The organism is Bradyrhizobium sp. WU425 (assembly GCF_021052305.1).
Lineage (GTDB): Bacteria > Pseudomonadota > Alphaproteobacteria > Rhizobiales > Xanthobacteraceae > Bradyrhizobium > Bradyrhizobium canariense_D.
Window position 1 is genome coordinate 1,949,260 of sequence record NZ_CP088089.1, and the last position, 15,723, is coordinate 1,964,982.

16 protein-coding genes and 1 pseudogene are annotated in these 15,723 nt (G+C 63.4%); 11 read left to right on the forward strand and 6 right to left on the reverse strand.

Features of this window, described 5'->3' with window-relative positions; all coding sequences use genetic code 11:
- Positions 1-3: 3 nt before the first annotated feature.
- From BcanWU425_RS09355 to BcanWU425_RS09370, 4 genes are all read right to left on the reverse strand, one after another.
- Entirely contained in the window at positions 4-1,275 is a 1,272-nt protein-coding gene (locus tag BcanWU425_RS09355) for a DUF892 family protein (protein ID WP_018453925.1), read from the reverse strand.
- 147 nt (positions 1,276-1,422) lie between these two features.
- On the reverse strand, positions 1,423-1,716 hold the full coding sequence (locus tag BcanWU425_RS09360; RefSeq protein ID WP_026232628.1) for a hypothetical protein: 294 nt from the start codon (positions 1,714-1,716) through the stop codon (positions 1,423-1,425).
- Positions 1,717-1,821: 105 nt separating this feature from the next.
- Entirely contained in the window at positions 1,822-4,059 is a 2,238-nt protein-coding gene (glgX, locus tag BcanWU425_RS09365; protein WP_204512178.1) for a glycogen debranching protein GlgX, read from the reverse strand.
- A 43-nt stretch (positions 4,060-4,102) separates the two neighbouring features.
- Entirely contained in the window at positions 4,103-4,360 is a 258-nt protein-coding gene (locus tag BcanWU425_RS09370; RefSeq protein ID WP_018453928.1) for a DUF3606 domain-containing protein, read from the reverse strand.
- Between the two features lie 279 nt (positions 4,361-4,639).
- Between BcanWU425_RS09370 and treZ the strand changes: the two genes are divergently transcribed.
- Positions 4,640-6,451: a malto-oligosyltrehalose trehalohydrolase gene (gene treZ, locus BcanWU425_RS09375; RefSeq protein WP_204512177.1), complete on the forward strand. Its 1,812-nt coding sequence runs from the start codon at positions 4,640-4,642 to the stop codon at positions 6,449-6,451.
- Between the two features lie 63 nt (positions 6,452-6,514).
- Positions 6,515-7,372 carry an SDR family oxidoreductase gene (locus BcanWU425_RS09380; RefSeq protein WP_204512176.1) on the forward strand — a complete coding sequence of 286 codons (858 nt, stop codon included), beginning with the start codon at positions 6,515-6,517 and terminating at the stop codon, positions 7,370-7,372.
- 63 nt (positions 7,373-7,435) lie between these two features.
- Here the strand turns inward: BcanWU425_RS09380 and BcanWU425_RS09385 are convergent.
- Positions 7,436-7,951, reverse strand: a pseudogene (locus BcanWU425_RS09385) (YciE/YciF ferroxidase family protein).
- Between the two features lie 86 nt (positions 7,952-8,037).
- Between BcanWU425_RS09385 and BcanWU425_RS09390 the strand changes: the two are divergent.
- From BcanWU425_RS09390 to BcanWU425_RS09405, 4 genes are all read left to right on the forward strand, one after another.
- Complete coding sequence (locus tag BcanWU425_RS09390; RefSeq protein WP_007614011.1) at positions 8,038-8,232, forward strand: hypothetical protein; 195 nt, start codon at positions 8,038-8,040, stop codon at positions 8,230-8,232.
- 120 nt (positions 8,233-8,352) lie between these two features.
- Positions 8,353-8,535, forward strand: a complete 183-nt coding sequence (locus BcanWU425_RS09395; RefSeq protein WP_143273038.1) for a hypothetical protein — start codon at positions 8,353-8,355, stop codon at positions 8,533-8,535.
- Positions 8,535-8,747 (forward strand): hypothetical protein, encoded by a 213-nt coding sequence (locus tag BcanWU425_RS09400; RefSeq protein WP_143273036.1) that lies wholly within the window; start codon positions 8,535-8,537, stop codon positions 8,745-8,747. The genes BcanWU425_RS09395 and BcanWU425_RS09400 overlap by 1 nt, the downstream gene beginning before the upstream one ends.
- 122 nt (positions 8,748-8,869) lie before the next feature.
- Positions 8,870-9,055, forward strand: coding sequence for a hypothetical protein (locus tag BcanWU425_RS09405; protein ID WP_018453934.1), 186 nt, complete (start codon positions 8,870-8,872; stop codon positions 9,053-9,055).
- 47 nt (positions 9,056-9,102) lie between these two features.
- On the opposite strand, the gene BcanWU425_RS09410 is transcribed toward BcanWU425_RS09405, so the two are convergent.
- Entirely contained in the window at positions 9,103-10,890 is a 1,788-nt protein-coding gene (locus BcanWU425_RS09410) for a peptide ABC transporter substrate-binding protein (protein ID WP_085348497.1), read from the reverse strand.
- Between the two features lie 390 nt (positions 10,891-11,280).
- On the opposite strand from BcanWU425_RS09410, the gene BcanWU425_RS09415 reads away from it, so the two are divergent.
- The 5 genes from BcanWU425_RS09415 (at position 11,281) to BcanWU425_RS09435 (ending at position 15,716) form a co-directional block, all read left to right on the forward strand.
- The gene (locus BcanWU425_RS09415; protein WP_204512175.1) at positions 11,281-12,075 is read left to right on the forward strand and encodes a MetQ/NlpA family ABC transporter substrate-binding protein; all 795 of its coding nucleotides are present in this window, start codon (positions 11,281-11,283) and stop codon (positions 12,073-12,075) included.
- A gap of 136 nt (positions 12,076-12,211) precedes the next feature.
- Positions 12,212-13,246 (forward strand): putative FMN-dependent luciferase-like monooxygenase, encoded by a 1,035-nt coding sequence (locus BcanWU425_RS09420; RefSeq protein ID WP_204512174.1) that lies wholly within the window; start codon positions 12,212-12,214, stop codon positions 13,244-13,246.
- A 28-nt stretch (positions 13,247-13,274) separates the two neighbouring features.
- Entirely contained in the window at positions 13,275-13,901 is a 627-nt protein-coding gene (locus BcanWU425_RS09425; RefSeq protein ID WP_204513992.1) for a CMD domain protein, read from the forward strand.
- Positions 13,902-13,913: 12 nt separating this feature from the next.
- Positions 13,914-14,498, forward strand: a complete 585-nt coding sequence (locus BcanWU425_RS09430; protein ID WP_204512173.1) for an alkylhydroperoxidase domain protein — start codon at positions 13,914-13,916, stop codon at positions 14,496-14,498.
- Positions 14,499-14,558: 60 nt separating this feature from the next.
- Complete coding sequence (locus BcanWU425_RS09435) at positions 14,559-15,716, forward strand: ABC transporter substrate-binding protein (RefSeq protein ID WP_026232631.1); 1,158 nt, start codon at positions 14,559-14,561, stop codon at positions 15,714-15,716.
- Positions 15,717-15,723 lie beyond the last annotated feature (7 nt).

Here is a 15,723-nt window from a genome sequence, read left to right on the forward strand (position 1 = left end):
GGATCATTCGGTCTGCTCGACTGCCGCCGGCATTTTCGCCACCGACATCAGCGAGCGAGCCACCTGGTTGAGAAGCTGATCGGCGTTCTCCTCCTCGGCGAGCGATTTCGACAGCAGGGCGACAATGGCACTGTGGCGAAGCTGCTGGGCGAGGTTGCGCGCCGTGGTGTAGCCCGCGATCTCGTAATGCTCGACGCGCTGCGCTGCGCCGATCAGGGCGAGGTCGGCCGCCGCGTCCTCCTTGTCCTCGCCCTCGGCCATGATCTCCTGGCCTTCCTCGACGAGGCCCATCATGCCCTTGCAGGGCTTGGCGCGGGCGGATTTGCCGAGCATTTCGAAGCATTCGTTGATGCGCTCGACCTGCGCTTCGGTCTCGGCGAGGTGCTGCTCGAACAGCTCGCGCAACTGATCGAAGCGGGCGGCCTCCGCCATCTTGGGAAGCGCCTTGGTCAATTGCTTCTCGGCATGCAGGATATCGCGCAGCTCGTTGATGAGCAGATCGCCGAGACCCGCTTCGTCCGCGGGCGGCGAGCTCTCGGTGACGATGGCCGAGGCCGGACCCGGTTCGCCCGCCTGGATCGCCGGCGACTCCGTGAACACCCAGTCGCCGCCCTCGTTCCACGGGCCGCGCGTGTCGATCTCGCCATGGTCGCCGGCGCCGGTGGAATCGTTGAAGAACTGGTCCACGAGGCCGGGCGTCGGCGCGATGCGGCCGATGCTGAACGCTGGCTTGCCCATGCTCTCGAGCGCGAGCGCGAACGCCTTCATGTGCGTGATCTCGCGGGTCATCAGGAACTGCAGCGCGTCCTTGCTGCCGGCGTCGTCGCAGAAATTGATCAGCCGCTCGTAGACGATCTTGGCCCGCGCCTCCGCGGCGATGTTGCTGCGCAGATCGACGTCAAGCTCGCCGGTGATCTTCAGATAGTCGGCGGTCCAGGCATTGCCCTGGGAGTTGAAGAGATTGACGCCGCCGCCGCCGGCGATGGCGATGAGGGGATCGGCTTCGGCCGCCTGGCGGTCGAACTTCGACGGCTTGAGATGCATCCGCGCCAGCGTGCCGACCACTTCCAGATGGCTGAGCTCTTCGGTGCCGATGTCCATCAGCAGGTCCTTGCGATCGGGATCCTCGCAGTTCAACCCCTGGATCGAGTACTGCATCGCGGCGGCGAGCTCGCCATTGGCGCCGCCGAACTGCTCCAGCAGCATGTTGCCGAAGCGGGGATCCGGCTCGTCGACGCGAACGGTGAACATCAGCTTCTTGACGTGGTGATACATGGTGGGGACTCTCGTATTGGGAGGACAGGAAAGAGGATGTCTTCCGAACGGGCGGCTTTAGCGTTCGTTCCTCGCGAAACGACCTGCGCCGATGATATCGGGCGCAGGTCGTTCGAAGTCGATCGGCAGGATCGTGGGCGTATTCGCTTAGCGCTGGTCCGGACGCTTGGCGGGCGGCCCATTCTTGTTGCCTGGCGCGCCCTGAATATTCGACGGGTCCTGCGACTGCACGGCGGTGTTGCCAGTGGAGCTCGTCGAACTCGATCCAACGGTCTCACCAGGCTTTGCGGCCGGCCCGTTCTTGTTGCCGGGCTGCCCGGCAATGCCGGCACCCGAATTCTGCGCGCTCGGCGCGGACGAAACGTCAGGCTTGCTGGCCTGCGCCCAGGCTGCTCCAGGCAGCGCGAGAGCGGCGAGGATAACGGCACCTGTGAACTTCATCTCGGTGTTCTCCGACTGATGCCCCATCTACTCGAACGCCGATAACCTGCGTGCGTTCCCTGTCGTCATCAACTCGAAAGCGTCGGCTCACCGTGTCACGACCAATTACCCCGGCAGCGGCGCCTCCACGACGTCCAGCAGCGCGCCGAGGCCCTGGCGCAGGCGGCGCGTGGCGATGGTTTCGGTGGCGAGACCGAACACCACGAGGGATCGCCCCGTCATCGCATAAACGTGCCCGAACTCGAATGCGGGCATTTGCCCCTCCGGTTGATTGGTGTCGATCAACCCGATCCAGCTGCGTCCCTCGGCGACTGCGGGCAAGGTGAAATTCACGACGTCGTAATGGGCGTTGTAGATCAGCAGCATGGTTGCGTCCGAGCCGCGGCGCTTGATCCCGGTCTCCTGGGCGCGGCCGTCGAGCAGCAGGCCGAAACATTTGGCGTTACCGTCCTGCCACTGGTCCGTCGTCATTTCCTCCCCGGACGGCGCGAGCCACGTCACGTCCTTCACGTCCAGCTCTTCATTGTGGGAGCCGACCAGGAAGCGGCTGCGGTAAAGAATCGGAAATGCCTTACGCGTGGCGATCAGCTTGCGCGTGAATTCGCGAAGGCTGCGGCCATTTGCGGTGATGCGGAGCCAGTCGAGCCATGTGATCTCGTTGTCTTGGGCGTACGCGTTGTTGTTGCCGTGTTGGGTGTGTCCGAATTCGTCGCCTGCAAGCAGCATAGGCGTGCCGTGCGACAACAGCATGGTCGCCAGCAGATTGCGCTCTTGGCGCTCGCGCAGCGCCGTGATGTCCGGATCGTCCGTCGGTCCCTCGGCGCCGCAATTCCAGGAATGATTGTTGCTGTGGCCGTCGCGATTATCCTCACCATTGGCTTCGTTGTGCTTGTCGTTGTACGAGACGAGGTCATTGAGATTGAAGCCGTCATGGGCTGTGACGAAGTTGACGCTGGCCCATGGCCGGCGGCCGCGCTTGTTGAAGAGATCGCCGGATCCGGACACGCGCTTGGCGAAGTCCGCGATCGATCCCTCATCGCCCTTCCAGAAGGCGCGCACGGTGTCCCTGAACTTGTCGTTCCACTCCGCCCATCCCGGCGGAAACTGACCGACCTGATAGCCGCCCGGACCGATGTCCCAGGGCTCGGCGATCAGCTTGACGCTGGAAAGCACGGGGTCCTGCCGGCAGGCATCGAGGAAGCCGCCGCCTTCATCGAACCCGTAAGGTTCGCGCGCCAGGATGGTGGCGAGATCGAAGCGGAAACCGTCGACCCGCATCTCGGTCGCCCAGTAGCGCAGGGAATCCGCGACCAGTTGCAGCACGCGTGGATGCGACAGGTTCACCGTGTTCCCGGTACCGGTGTCGTTGATGTAGTAGCGCTGCTGGTCCGGCAGCAGGCGGTAATAGCTGGCGTTGTCGATGCCCTTGAACGAGAGGGTTGGGCCGAGCTCGTTTCCTTCAGCGGTGTGATTGTAGACGACGTCGAGGATGACCTCGACGCCATGGGCGTGGAACTGGTTGACCATGGCCTTGAATTCGTTCGCGAACGGCGTTCTGAGGTAACGCGGCTCCGGCGCGAAGAAGGCAAGGGAGTTGTAGCCCCAGTAATTGCGCAAGCCTTTCTCGACCAGATAGCTGTCGTCAACGAAGGCATGGATCGGCAACAATTCTGCACTGGTAATGCCAAGCGAGCGCAGGTAGGCCGGAACTTCCGAGTGCGCGAGACCGGAGAACGTGCCGCGGTCTGCGTCGGGCACCAGCGGATGCAACTGGGTAAACCCCTTGACGTGCATCTCGTAGACGATCGTCCGCTCCCACGGCACTTCCGGCTTGCGCGCGGCGCCCCAGGTGAAGGCCGGGTCGATGACACGGCATTTCTGCATCAAGGGCGCGCTGTCGCGTTCGTCGTAGGAGAGATCCTTGTCGGCATGGTCGAGCTGGTAGCCGAACAGCTCCGGTCCCCAGCGCAACCGGCCGACCAGCTGCTTGGCGTAGGGATCGAGCACGAGCTTGTTGGGATTGAAGCGGTGTCCAGCGTCGGGTTCGTAGGGGCCATGGACGCGGTAGCCGTAGACGGTGCCGGGGCGGGCCGAGGGCAAATAGCCGTGCCAGACTTCGTCGGTATATTCGGGGAGTTCGATCCGCTCCAGTTCGGCTTCGCCGCTGTCGTCGAACAGGCAGAGTTCGACCTTGGTGGCATGGGCTGAAAACAGCGCGAAATTGACGCCGAGCCCGTCCCAGGTGGCGCCGAGCGGAAACGGCTTGCCCTCGCTGATGCGGGAGCGGCGCAGGCTCGAGGCCGCCCGCGTCAGGGTGTCGTCTGAATGTACCGTTTGATCCATCGCTGCCCCCGAATAGCCCCTGAAGAATTTGGTGAGGTTGCCGTCACTTCCGCGTCGCCTGCTCGCCGACGGTCGCAGAAGTAATCACCGCGACAGGAGGCACATCGTCCGGCTTCGGCAGCGTGGTTGCCCTTTGCAGCGCCGCCTCCTTGCTGATAGCCGCAATCGAGTTGCCAATCCGCTCGACGATGCTGGTCAGCTCTGCGTCGGATAGTCCGAGACGCTTTCTGACGAGGCGCACCTGAGTACGGTCGGCGAGGTCGAGCTTGTTGCGGATCGGCTGTGGCTTCGAGCGGCGCATGACGAAAACTCCCGTGTGGAGTTGCAACCGTCGCCCCGGCGATTCCGTTCCCTGTTTGCAACAGTGATCTTCCCCAACCCATCGTCGCCGCACCTCGGCCCAAAAGTGCACACAACGCACATGGCGCATCGGTGTGGCGCCGGCCTGAGGAACGAATGCCCACATCTCGGCTTCTCCCGTTGAGCATGCTCAAGCGATCGTAAAATCGAGCCTCGCGAAGCGTGCCGTAACTTCCAGCCATGCACGCAAAGGCGGCCAGGTTTGAGTCACAGTTTGGGAATGGCTGGGCCAGCGCGACACTACGGCCCTCGATGCCTCGACCACGGGGTCTGCTTCAATCTGTGGGCGCCGACGGCGCAATCGGTCGAATTGCTCGAAGCCGGCCGGCCGCCACTCCGGATGATGCGCGACCACGATGGCTGGTACCAGGCGTTGAGTCCCACCGCGCATGTCGGCACGCGCTATCAGTTCAGGATCAACGAAGACCTGGTCGTTCCCGATCCCGCCTCGTTCTTCCAGCCGGACGACGTCGGGGCCCCGAGCGAGGTGGTGGACACTGCGGCGTTCCGAGACTCGGTGCTCTATCCCGGCCGCCCTTGGGCGGAGGCCGTGATCTACGAGTTGCACGTCGGCACCTTCAGTGAGGAGGGCACCTATGCCGGCGTCGAGAAGAAGTTGCCCTATCTGCGCGATCTCGGCATTACCGCAATCGAGCTGATGCCGCTCAATGATGTCCCCGGCCGGCACAATTGGGGCTATGACGGCGTGCTGCTGAATGCGCCGAATGCGCGCTACGGCAGGCCGGAAGACCTCAAGCGGCTGTTACGCGCGGCGCATGCCCTCGACATCATGGTCTATCTCGATGTTGTCTATAACCATTTCGGACCGCAGCTGAACTATCTGCACCTCTATGCGGAAAGTTTCTTTACCGCGCGCCACAGCACCGGCTGGGGCCCTGCCGTCAACCTCGAGGGACACGACGGCGCGTTCGTGCGCGAGTTCCTGATCGAGAACGCGTTGATGTGGCTGCGCGACTACGGGTTCGACGGCTTGCGGCTCGACGCCGTTCACGCCCTGAAGGACGATTCCGACCGCCATTTCCTGATCGAGCTTGCCGAGACGGTTCGCAGTCAGCTGCCGGACCGGCGCGTGCATCTGATGCTGGAGAACGAGGCCAATCAGGCCCGCCTGCTCGACCGTGCTCAGGGGCGAACCCGGCTCTATGACGCGCAATGGGGCGATGATTTTCACAACGCGCTCCACGTCCTGTTGACGGGCGAGGACGAAGGCTATTATCGCGCGTTCGCAGACAGGCCGCTTGAACATCTCGCGCGAGCGCTCACCGAGGGCTTTGCCTACCAGGGCGAAATCTTTCCGCTGCATGACGAACCGCGCGGCGAGCCGAGCGCGCATCTGCCGCCTGATGCCACCATCTTCTTCGCCCAGAACCACGACCAGATCGGCAACCGCGCGCTCGGGGAGCGGCTTTCCGCGCTGGTCGGTCCGGAGAAGCTGGACCAGGCCATGGCACTGGTTCTCTTGAACCCGCATATTCCCCTGTTGTTCATGGGTGAGGAAGCCGCGGCCGAGACGCCATTCCTGTTTTTCGCAGACTGGTCCGGCGAAGCTGCCGAGCTGACGCGGGAAGGGCGGCGCAAGGAGTTCGCGCACTTCAAGGCGTTCTCGACGCCCGGCATGCGCGCCAGGATTCCGGATCCGTGCGATGAAAAAACCTTCGGGGCATCGAAGCTCGACTGGGCCGGCATCGACCGCTCTCCCGCCAGCGCCAGGTTTCGCGGCCTCACAGCCCGATTGCTGAAGATACGGCGCGAGAAGATCGTTCCGCTGATCAAACGGGGTTTCGTTTCGGCTCATTGCAGGTTGCTGGGGGAGAACCAGCGTAAGGGCGGCCTGGATGCCCGTTGGCGGACGCAGAAGGGAGACATCTTGCAGATTGTTGCCAATTTCGCCGACCACGAACTGCCCATGCCGGCGCTGGTCGCGGGCGAGAGCCTATGGCGATTGGGCGCCGCCGACGCGCCAGCGCTGTTGCCGAGCGACATCATCGTGCGGCTTGGCCACGAGGCGTGATGGAACCGCGAGGAACGCTTCCGAAAGCTTTCCGTTAGCGGAGTAAATCCCTGGAGCCACTCCATGACCGAATATCCAAAGCCGCCTTATCCGTCCCAGCAGCAATCGATGCCCGGTTCGACCCGCGCGATGAATCCACGACCGGATCACGGCGAAGAGAGTTACAAGGGCTCCGGGCGACTGTCCGGAAAGAAGGCAATCATCACCGGTGGCGACAGTGGCATCGGCCGCGCGGTCGCGATCGCCTATGCCCGGGAAGGTGCCGACATCGTCATCGCCTATTTGAACGAGGACGAGGATGCCGCTGAGGTCAAGACGCTGGTGGAGCGCGAGGGACGCAAGGTCGTCCTGATCCCCGGCGACATCCGCAATCCCGATCATTGTCGCGCGATCATCCAGCGCACCGTCGAGGCGTTCGGCGCAATAGACATCCTCGTCAACAACGCGGCGCATCAGGACACGTTCAAGGAGATCGCTGAGATCAGCGACGAGGAATGGCAGCGGACGTTCGAGACCAACATTCACGCCATGTTCTATCTCACCAAGGCTGCGGTCCCCCACATGTGCCCGGGAGCGGCGATCATCAACACCGCGTCGGTGAACTCCGACATGCCGAATCCAACCCTGCTGGCCTATGCCACGACCAAGGGCGCCATTCAGAACTTTACCGGCGGCCTTGCGCAGATGCTGGCGGCAAAGGGCATTCGGGTCAATGCGGTCGCTCCGGGTCCGATCTGGACGCCGCTGATCCCGTCGACGATGCCGGAGGACAAAGTCAAGAACTTCGGCAAGCAAGTGCCGATGCAACGGGCCGGCCAACCGGCCGAACTTGCGACCGCCTATGTCATGCTCGCCGATACACTCTCGAGCTACACGTCGGGAGCGACCCTGGCGGTCACCGGCGGCAAGCCGTTCATCTGACCGAACCTGCAACGAGAACGTGGCAGCCCCGCGGGTGGGGCCGCCACGTTCAGTACGTCTCGATCAAGCCGCGCTGGACGCCTTGGCATTGACGCCCTTGCGAAGCGCCACGGTGTTCAGCTTGGTGTTGGCGGCCTTCTCTTCGTTCAGGTTCGTCGTGAGGAAGCGCACGATGTCGTCGTGCCCGAGTTCCTCCGCCCATGCGATCAGCGTGCCGTAGCGGCACATCTCATAATGCTCGACGGCCTATGCGTTGGCCACGATCGCGGCATCGAGCACGGCCTTGTCCTCGATTTCGCCCGCGGTCTCATCGGCCTCCTTGATGAGGCCGTCGATGGCGGGACAGTGTGTCCCGCTGGGCTCCTTGCCGAGCTTCGCGAATGCCTTGCCGAGCCTGTCGACCTGCTTGTTGGTCTCCTCCAGATGGGCTTTCAAGCCGGCGGCAAGGTCCCTGTTTGTCGCCTTCTCGATCATCTTCGGCAGAGCCTTGAGGATCTGCTGTTCCGCGTAATAGATATCCTGCAGGCCGTGCAGCAGCAGGTCTTCCATCGATTTGATGTCCTTGGTGAAGAATCCCATAAACGACGTCTCCTTTGACAATGATGGAACTGGAACGCTGCACAGCCCTAGCTGTTCCATTCCCGTGATCAGATCAGGAGAGCCGAATGAGCGATGGTGCGGATCATCTTGCGGGCCTGCTCGGACGAGCGGCGATGGACGTGTGGGGTGACATGCCCCGCGACATCCAGGAAGCGCTGTTCGAGACCGCCATGAAGGGGCGTCCTGCGGAGCGGGAAGAGCTCGCGCGGCTGCTGCACGAGCGGCATCCCCGTACGCTTCATCCGGCACGGCCTGGCTGAGCCGCGGCAGGAACGATTGTGTCAGAAGCCGATTTGTAAAATGGGCGAGGCGCGGTGAATGGGATTGACGAAGCCCGTGAGCCGTAGCTCGCCCAGGATCAAATCGGTGAGTCGATCGGCGTGACTGAAATGATGATCGGAAAATGGTACGACCCGATCTCCCAGCGATGGATCGTGCCTCGCGAGGAACGTCCGGTGGCGGACTATTCGCAGTCCAACCCGGAGAAGGGGCCGGAAAGCAGCGCATCGCGCGAGGCGCAGCGGATCTGGGACCTGTTGGTCGATTGCTGCGCGCGCGGTTGATGTCCGAGCCGCACCATCATTCGCTTCTACTTGGCAATTCAGAGAGTGATGACATAGACCGCGAAGGCAATGATGAGCGCCAGGCTTACGACGGCGGTGCTGATCAATATCTTGCCCATGGCGCGTCCGTGCTGTCTCGCCGCGTCAATGTAACAGCCGCCATTTTCGTTCCGGAGCGGCAGGTGAAGGTGGCTCCCACTGTTCACATGTGAACAAAGGGTGTCGGCACCAAATGGCGTGAACTATATCATTTGATACAGACATGGCTGCGCTCGCACTTATCATCGGCAATCCGGAAAGGCACCGCATGGTGCCATGAGATGGAGACCCGATCGTGCTCAGGCGGCGTCGCGTTCAGCAAACCACCACTCTGCAAGAACGGCTTGCGGAGTTCACCAGGACCATCCGTGAAAAGGCCGAGGCGTTGCCCGACGGCAAGGAGCGGGATGAGCTGATGAAACGGCTCAGAAGCGCCGACGCGGCGTCAAACCTCGACCGTCAATTCGCCGGCAGGGATTGAGCTGGTGGTCTGCCGAGGCGGAGTTTGCGCGTTCAGCCTCTCCGGCGTCAGCTGCGATACCAACTCGCCAGATTCCAGGTCGTGACGTCCCATCCCGACATGTCGACCATGAGGTTGTTGACCCCTGCGTTGACGATGTTGCGGGATAGAAGCGGCAGGAACACGTTGGCCTCGCAAAAGGTTTCGTCGACCTTGATCAGCAGCGCGGCCCGCCTGACCGGATCAAGCTCGTTCTGCGCAGACTTGTAGGCCTTGTCGGCCTCGGGATCGGACCAGCGCGAGACGTTGCGGCCGAGCCATTTGTTTTCCTTGTTGGAGATCTCCCAGGAGACGCACTGGTTCAGGAAGCGCTCCGGGTCGGGCTGCGGCTGCGTGGTGTTGTACATCTCCATGTCGGCATAGAACTTGGAGTAGGTGTCGGGGTTGCCGACGTCGGACGAGAAGAACACCGATGCCGTGACCGCCTTGATTTCGATCTCGATCCCGGCCTTCTGGCAGGCCTGCTTGATGATGGCCTGCGTCTTCTGACGCGGCGCATTGGTCGAGGTCTGGAAGACGAATTTGAGCTTCTTGCCGTCTTTCTCGCGGATGCCGTCCGCGGCCTTGGCCCAGCCGGCCTCGTCGAGGATCTTGTTCGCCTTGTCGACGTCGAACTCGTATTTCAGCTTCGGCGACTTGAACTGTTTGGGCGCGTTGACGAAGCTCGCGGTGGCGACGCCACCGCGCCCGTAAATGAATTTCTGAATCGACTCGCGGTCGATCAGCAGATTGATCGCGCGGCGAACGGCGGGATCGGACAGCGTCGGGTGCTTGGTCTTGGGGCTTGAGCGCTCGCCGTCCACCTCGGTCCAGGGGTCCGTCGTGTTGAGGATGATGAATTCGACGTTGCCTGATGGCGTGACGTCGAGCTTGCCCTTGCCGCTGGCCTCCATGCGTTTGAGGACCTCCTCCTCCACCTGCATGTTCCAGGCATAGTCGTATTCGCCGGTCTGCAGCACGGCGCGCGCCGCGGACACCGCATCGCCACCGCCCTTGATCTCGAGCGTGTCGAAATGCGGCTGGTTCTTGACGTGATAGTCGGGATTGCGTTCGGCCCGGATCAGGTCACCCGGCTTGAACTCGACGAATTTGTAGGGACCAGTGCCGACCGGCTTCAGATTGCCGGGCGCTTCGCGCGACTTCGCGCCGACATAGTCGCCGAAATGATGTTTCGGCAGGATCGGACCGACCGAGCCGACGAAGGGATCGGCCCAGAACGGCGTCGGCGCCTTGAACAGCACCTTGACGGTGTGGTCGTCGATCTTCTCGACCGTGATGTCTTTGTAAGACCCCGTAGTGTACGCCGCCGTGGCGAGATCCGAGGCGTATTGCCAGGTGAACACGACGTCGTCGGCGGTGAAGGGCTTGCCGTCATGCCATCTCACGCCCTGCTTCAGTTTCCAGGTCACGCTCAGGCCGTCCGGCGAAAGGCCGCCGTTCTGCTTGGACGGAGCCTCGGCCGCGAGGCAGGGGACGAGGTTGCCGTCCTTGTCCCAGCCGGCGAGCGGCTCGAAGAAGACGCGCGAGGCGATCTGGTCCTTGGTCCCGAGCGCGAAATGCGGATTGAGCAGTGTAGGGGCCTGCCAGAGCAGGATCTTGAGTGGGCCGCCGCCGCCGGCCTTGGTCGGCTTGTAGGGCAGGGTGGCGTCCGCCATCGCCACGTCGTTCCAGACCAGGATCTGGCTCGCGACAGGCGCCGCGATCCCGATCGCAGCCATCGTCTGCATGAACGAGCGTCGCGACAAGGTGCCCTGCTGCACCTCAGTGATGGACTTGCGGATTTCGTTCTCGTTCATCGGATGATCCCCCACTTCAAGGACAAGTCGTCACCGGCCAAGGCCCATCATGTTTGATCATGGGCGAGGCGGCAATGCCACCAAGGTCAGAAAACCCTGCGGCGAAATGACGAATGTGCGGGGAGAGGTCTGACGCCCGGATGGAGCCGAGCGCAACCAGGATAAGTCCAGCCGCGCTGGCGGCGCCCCGGATTGCGCATCGCTCCATCGGGCTACGGGCAACGATCCGTGGGTTTTGTCGTGACGCGTCTCACGCTTGCGCAGATGCATTCGTTCCCCACATGCGGTCGAACGGAGAAGCGTGGTCCGCGTCAATCGGTCAATATGGATTTACATTTCATTGATTTCGCGCCGCGGAGAAGCGAATACGGTTCCAATCATTGCCGAGTCATGGAGACCAAGATGTCGTTCTGTTCCACCCTGATCCTTGCGACCGTGCTCGCCGCCTGGTCGGCCGCCGCTTCAGGCGAGACCATCAAGATCGGCGTGACGCCGGGGCCGCACGCCCAGATCTTCGAGGCGGTGAAGCCGATCGCCGCCAAGCAGGGTCTCGACATCCAGCTCATCGAATTCTCCGACTACGTCGTGCCGAACGCCGCGCTCGATGCCGGCGAGATCCAGGCCAATTCGTTCCAGAACCAACCATATTTGGACAATCAGAAGGCGGACCGTGGCTACAAGATCGAAGCCGTCGGCCTGACCGTGAATTTCCCGATCGGCGTCTATTCCAAGAAGCACAAGGCCTTCGCCGATATCCCCGAGGGCGGCAAGGTCTCGATCCCGAACGATCCGACCAATGGCGGCCGCGTGTTGCTGCTGCTGCGCGACAAGGGCGCGATCAAGCTGAAGGACGGCACGGGTTTCAAGCCGACGGTGCTCGATATCACCGAGAATCCCAAGAAGCTGAAGTTCATCGAGGTCGACGCGGCGCAGGCGCCGCGCGCGCTCGACGACGTCGACGCCGCCGCGATCAACACCAATTATGCAACCCAGGCTGGCCTCGATCCCGTCAAGGATCCGATCCTGCGCGAGGACCCGAAGGGTCCCTACGTCAATCTCATCGCCGTTCGCACGGTCGACAAGGACAAGCCCTGGGTCAAGATCCTGGTGGACAGCTATCACACGGCGGAGGTCAAGGAGTTCATCCTGACCAAGTTCAAGGGCGCGGTTCTGCCGAGCTGGTAGGCAGTCTGCCCAGCCAAAGTTCAGCTCAGGGCGATCCCGGCGGGCGGGCTTGCGTACTAGCCCTGCGCAATGCCCGCTTGTCTGGAGCTGCGGCAACCGACATCATCGGGACCTATCCTCGTCCGACAGGGGTCGTATGAAACGCTTAGCAAACCTGAAACGCCTGGGGTTTTTCACACGGCTTCTCGACGAGGCCCCGCCGGCCGACCGATATCGCTTCGCGGCCGAGCAGATCGTGCGCGCCGAGACGGCGGGCCTCGATTCCGCGTGGATCGCGCAGCACCATTTCCACGAGCGCGAGGGCGGCCTGCCGTCCCCCTTCACCTTCCTCGGTTATGTCGCAGCCCAGACCTCGCGCATCAGGCTCGGCACCGGCATCGTCACCTTGCCGCTGGAGAACGCGGTGCGGGTGGCGGAGGATGCCGCGGTGCTCGATCTGCTCTGCAACGGTCGCTTCGAGCTGGGTGTCGGCACCGGCGGCAATCCCTCGGCCTTTGCCGCCTTCGGCCTCGACAGCGCCCAGCGCAACGAGATCTTTGCGCGCAATCTGGACGTCGTCCGCACCGCGTTGGTCGGCAAGCCGCTCGAAGGTGGTGACACGCTCTATCCGCAGCGGCCGCAATTGGACGACAGGATCTGGCAGGCGACGTTCTCTGTCGCGGGCGGCGCGCGTGCCGGCAAGGCAGGCGATGGCCTGTTGCTGTCGCGCACCCAGCCTCGAACCAAGGAGGCGCCGAAGGCAACGCTCGCCGAGATTCAGAATCCGGTGATCGATGCCTATCTCGAGGCGCTGCCGCCGGGACGGGAGCCCCGCATCATGGCCTCGCGCACCGTCTTCGTTGCCGACGACCGGACTGAGGCGATGCGTCTTGCCGATATCGGCCTGCGGCGCGCGCTCCCGCAATTCCTCAAGGGCGGCCACGCCAAGCCAGGCGAAACGCTCGAGGAGATGATCGCGGCGTTCGACACCCATGTCGGCGCGGCCGACGACGTCATCGCTTCGCTCCGCGCCGACGCCACGCTGGAGCGGGTGACCGATCTCGTCTTCCAGGCGCATTCGGTCGATGCCCCGCATCCCCATATCCTGCGCTCGATCGAGCTGGTGGCGGAGAAGGTCGCGCCGGCGCTGGGCTGGGCGCGGACGGCGCCCGACGTGGCGCTGGCGGGTTAGTCGGAATGAGGTTGCAAGAGGCTGAATGATGGCTACGAAAGATATCATCGACACGCTCGCCGGGATCGAACCGGGTTCGGCTCTGGACGGCATTCGGGCCAAGCGCATCCAGGCGCGCGACAATGCGCAGAAGAGCTATCTCTCGCTGTTCGAGCCGATCGACGCCGGCGATGTCTCGCTGGTGGAGCGCGCCGCGGTCGCGCTCTTCGTGATCGGGCTTCACCGCGAGCCCACGATGGCCGGCTTCTATCGGGCGAAGTTAGCTGCGACCGCCGATGGCGCGCGCCTGGTCGAAGCTGTCGATGTCGAAATCGCGCGGGGCGAGACCTCGGGCCCCTACGGTGCCTTTCCAACCGGCCCCCTGTCTGTCGAAAACAAGGCCGGCTTGATCTACCGCGTCAGCGCGGAGCGCAAGCCCGATCTCGGGGACCGGCTCGCTGCGGCGTTCGAACATGCGCATCTGCTGGTGTTCCGCCCGCGCGATGCGGCCGCCGCCGACATGAAGGCTCTGCTCGCCGCCGGTTGGTCGAACACCGGAATCGTCACGTTCTCTCAGCTCGTTGCGTTCCTGTCGTTCCAGGTGCGCGTCGTCACCGGACTGCGCGTGCTCGGTGCCTCGCTCGGGCGCACCACGAACGCCGCGGCCGGCGCGTAAGTAGGCTGCATCATGAGCGCTGCAAACAATGCCAATCCGCCCGTCGTCTTCACCCAGGACGAACTGGGCTGGGTGTCCTGGATCGACCCGCTGCTCGAAGCCGAGCTGACCGAGCGGCATTTCGCGGGCCTCGTCGATCGCTTCCGTTCCAAGTCCGAGTATTTCCGCCTGCTGGTGCGCGACCCCGAGGTGCTGGAAGCCCGCACCAAGACGGACAAGGACATCTTCTACAACGTCGCCGACGGCCTGCCGCGCGCCGAGCGCGAGCTCGCGGCGGCTGCGACCTCGCGCTACAACGGCTGCATCTACTGCGCCTCCGTGCATGCGCGTTTCGCCAGCACTTATTCCAAGCGCCGCGACGATGTGCAGCGCCTGCTCGACGAGGGCGTCGGCGCCGATCTCGGCGAGCGCTGGAATGCGGTCGTCAAGGCCTCGGTGGCGTTGGCTGCGACGCCGATCGCGTTCAGCCCCGACAATATCGATGAGCTGCGCCGCGCCGGTCTCGACGATGCCGAGATCGTCGACGTCATCAACGGCGCGTCGTTCTTCAACTGGGCGAACCGGCTGATGCTGTCGCTTGGCGAGCCCTCGAAATAGCCAATCTCACCGGCATGGAAATTGCTAGTTGTTTCAACGCCTGACAGGATGGAGCCGTCCATGAGCAACATCGATCGTCGTACCCTGGTCAAGGGCTCGCTTGCCGCCCTGATGGCGGGGGCAGCCTTCTCGCGCGCCGCGCTTGCGCAATCGTCCGAACCGATTTTGCTGGGCGTCAGTGGTCCGTTGACCGGGCCGAACGCACAATATGGCACGCAGTGGAAGCAGGGCTTCGATCTCGCGCTCGACGAGATCGAGGCAGCGGGCGGCATCAACGGCCGCAAGCTCGCCTATAATTTCGAGGACAGCCAGAGCGACCCGCGCCAGTCGGTGGCGATCGCCCAGAAATTCGTCTCCGATCCCAGGATTGTCATGGAGCTCGGCGACTTCTCCAGCCCCGCCTCGATGGCGGCCTCGCCGATCTATCAGCGCGGCGGGCTGGTGCAGTTCGGATTCACAAATTCGCATCCCGATTTCACCAAGGGCGGCGACTTCATGTGGAGCACCTCGGTCAGCCAGGCTGACGAGCAGCCGCTGCTGGCGGCCTATGCCGTCAAGCGCCTCGGCCTGAAGAAGCTCGCCGTGCTGCACCTCAACACCGATTGGGGCCGTACCAGCCGCGACTATTTCGTTAAGGCCGCGAAGGAGCACGGCGCCGAAATCGCCGTCACCGAAGGCTACATCGCGGAGGAGCGCGACTTCCGCTCCACGCTGGTGCGTGTCCGCGACGCCAATCCTGACGGGCTGATCCTGATCTCCTATTATTCCGACGGTGCGCTGATCGCGCGCCAGGCGCGCCAGGTTGGGCTGAAGCAGGTGATCTGCGCCGCGAGCTCGGTCTACTCGCCGAAATTCCTGGAGCTCGGCGGCGAGGCCGTCGAGGATGTTCATGTCGGCACGCGCTACTTCCCGGAAGACCCGCGCCCCGAGGTGCAGACGTTCATCGCCGGCTTCAAGAAGAAATACAACGGGGTGGAGCCCGACGCGTTCAACGCCTACGCCTATGACGCGATGAACATGGCGGCCGCCGTGGTGAGGATCGGCGGCGCCGACCGGCGCGCGATCCGCGATGCCTTCACGAAAGTGAAGGACGTCTCGAGCGTGATCTTCGGCAAAGCGACGTTCGACGTCGAGAGCCGGCGCGTCAAGGGCGCCATGAATGCGGAGCTCGTCGTGCGCAAGGGCCAGTTCGCCCTCTGGGACGGCAAGCCGACCTGAGGGGATC

What these genes read in the sequence shown, in the direction of transcription:
- BcanWU425_RS09420 (WP_204512174.1), top strand. Translation starts at nt 12,212, where the DNA reads ATGAAACGCTTAGCAAACCTGAAACGCCTGGGGTTTTTCACACGGCTT.
- BcanWU425_RS09435 (WP_026232631.1), top strand. Translation starts at nt 14,559, where the DNA reads ATGAGCAACATCGATCGTCGTACCCTGGTCAAGGGCTCGCTTGCCGCC.
- BcanWU425_RS09355 (WP_018453925.1), bottom strand. Translation starts at nt 1,275, where the DNA reads ATGTATCACCACGTCAAGAAGCTGATGTTCACCGTTCGCGTCGACGAG.
- BcanWU425_RS09410 (WP_085348497.1), bottom strand. Translation starts at nt 10,890, where the DNA reads ATGAACGAGAACGAAATCCGCAAGTCCATCACTGAGGTGCAGCAGGGC.
- BcanWU425_RS09370 (WP_018453928.1), bottom strand. Translation starts at nt 4,360, where the DNA reads ATGCGCCGCTCGAAGCCACAGCCGATCCGCAACAAGCTCGACCTCGCC.
- glgX (WP_204512178.1), bottom strand. Translation starts at nt 4,059, where the DNA reads ATGGATCAAACGGTACATTCAGACGACACCCTGACGCGGGCGGCCTCG.
- BcanWU425_RS09360 (WP_026232628.1), bottom strand. Translation starts at nt 1,716, where the DNA reads ATGAAGTTCACAGGTGCCGTTATCCTCGCCGCTCTCGCGCTGCCTGGA.
- treZ (WP_204512177.1), top strand. Translation starts at nt 4,640, where the DNA reads ATGGCTGGGCCAGCGCGACACTACGGCCCTCGATGCCTCGACCACGGG.
- BcanWU425_RS09415 (WP_204512175.1), top strand. Translation starts at nt 11,281, where the DNA reads ATGGAGACCAAGATGTCGTTCTGTTCCACCCTGATCCTTGCGACCGTG.
- BcanWU425_RS09430 (WP_204512173.1), top strand. Translation starts at nt 13,914, where the DNA reads ATGAGCGCTGCAAACAATGCCAATCCGCCCGTCGTCTTCACCCAGGAC.
- BcanWU425_RS09425 (WP_204513992.1), top strand. Translation starts at nt 13,275, where the DNA reads ATGGCTACGAAAGATATCATCGACACGCTCGCCGGGATCGAACCGGGT.
- BcanWU425_RS09390 (WP_007614011.1), top strand. Translation starts at nt 8,038, where the DNA reads ATGAGCGATGGTGCGGATCATCTTGCGGGCCTGCTCGGACGAGCGGCG.
- BcanWU425_RS09380 (WP_204512176.1), top strand. Translation starts at nt 6,515, where the DNA reads ATGACCGAATATCCAAAGCCGCCTTATCCGTCCCAGCAGCAATCGATG.
- BcanWU425_RS09400 (WP_143273036.1), top strand. Translation starts at nt 8,535, where the DNA reads ATGTCCGAGCCGCACCATCATTCGCTTCTACTTGGCAATTCAGAGAGT.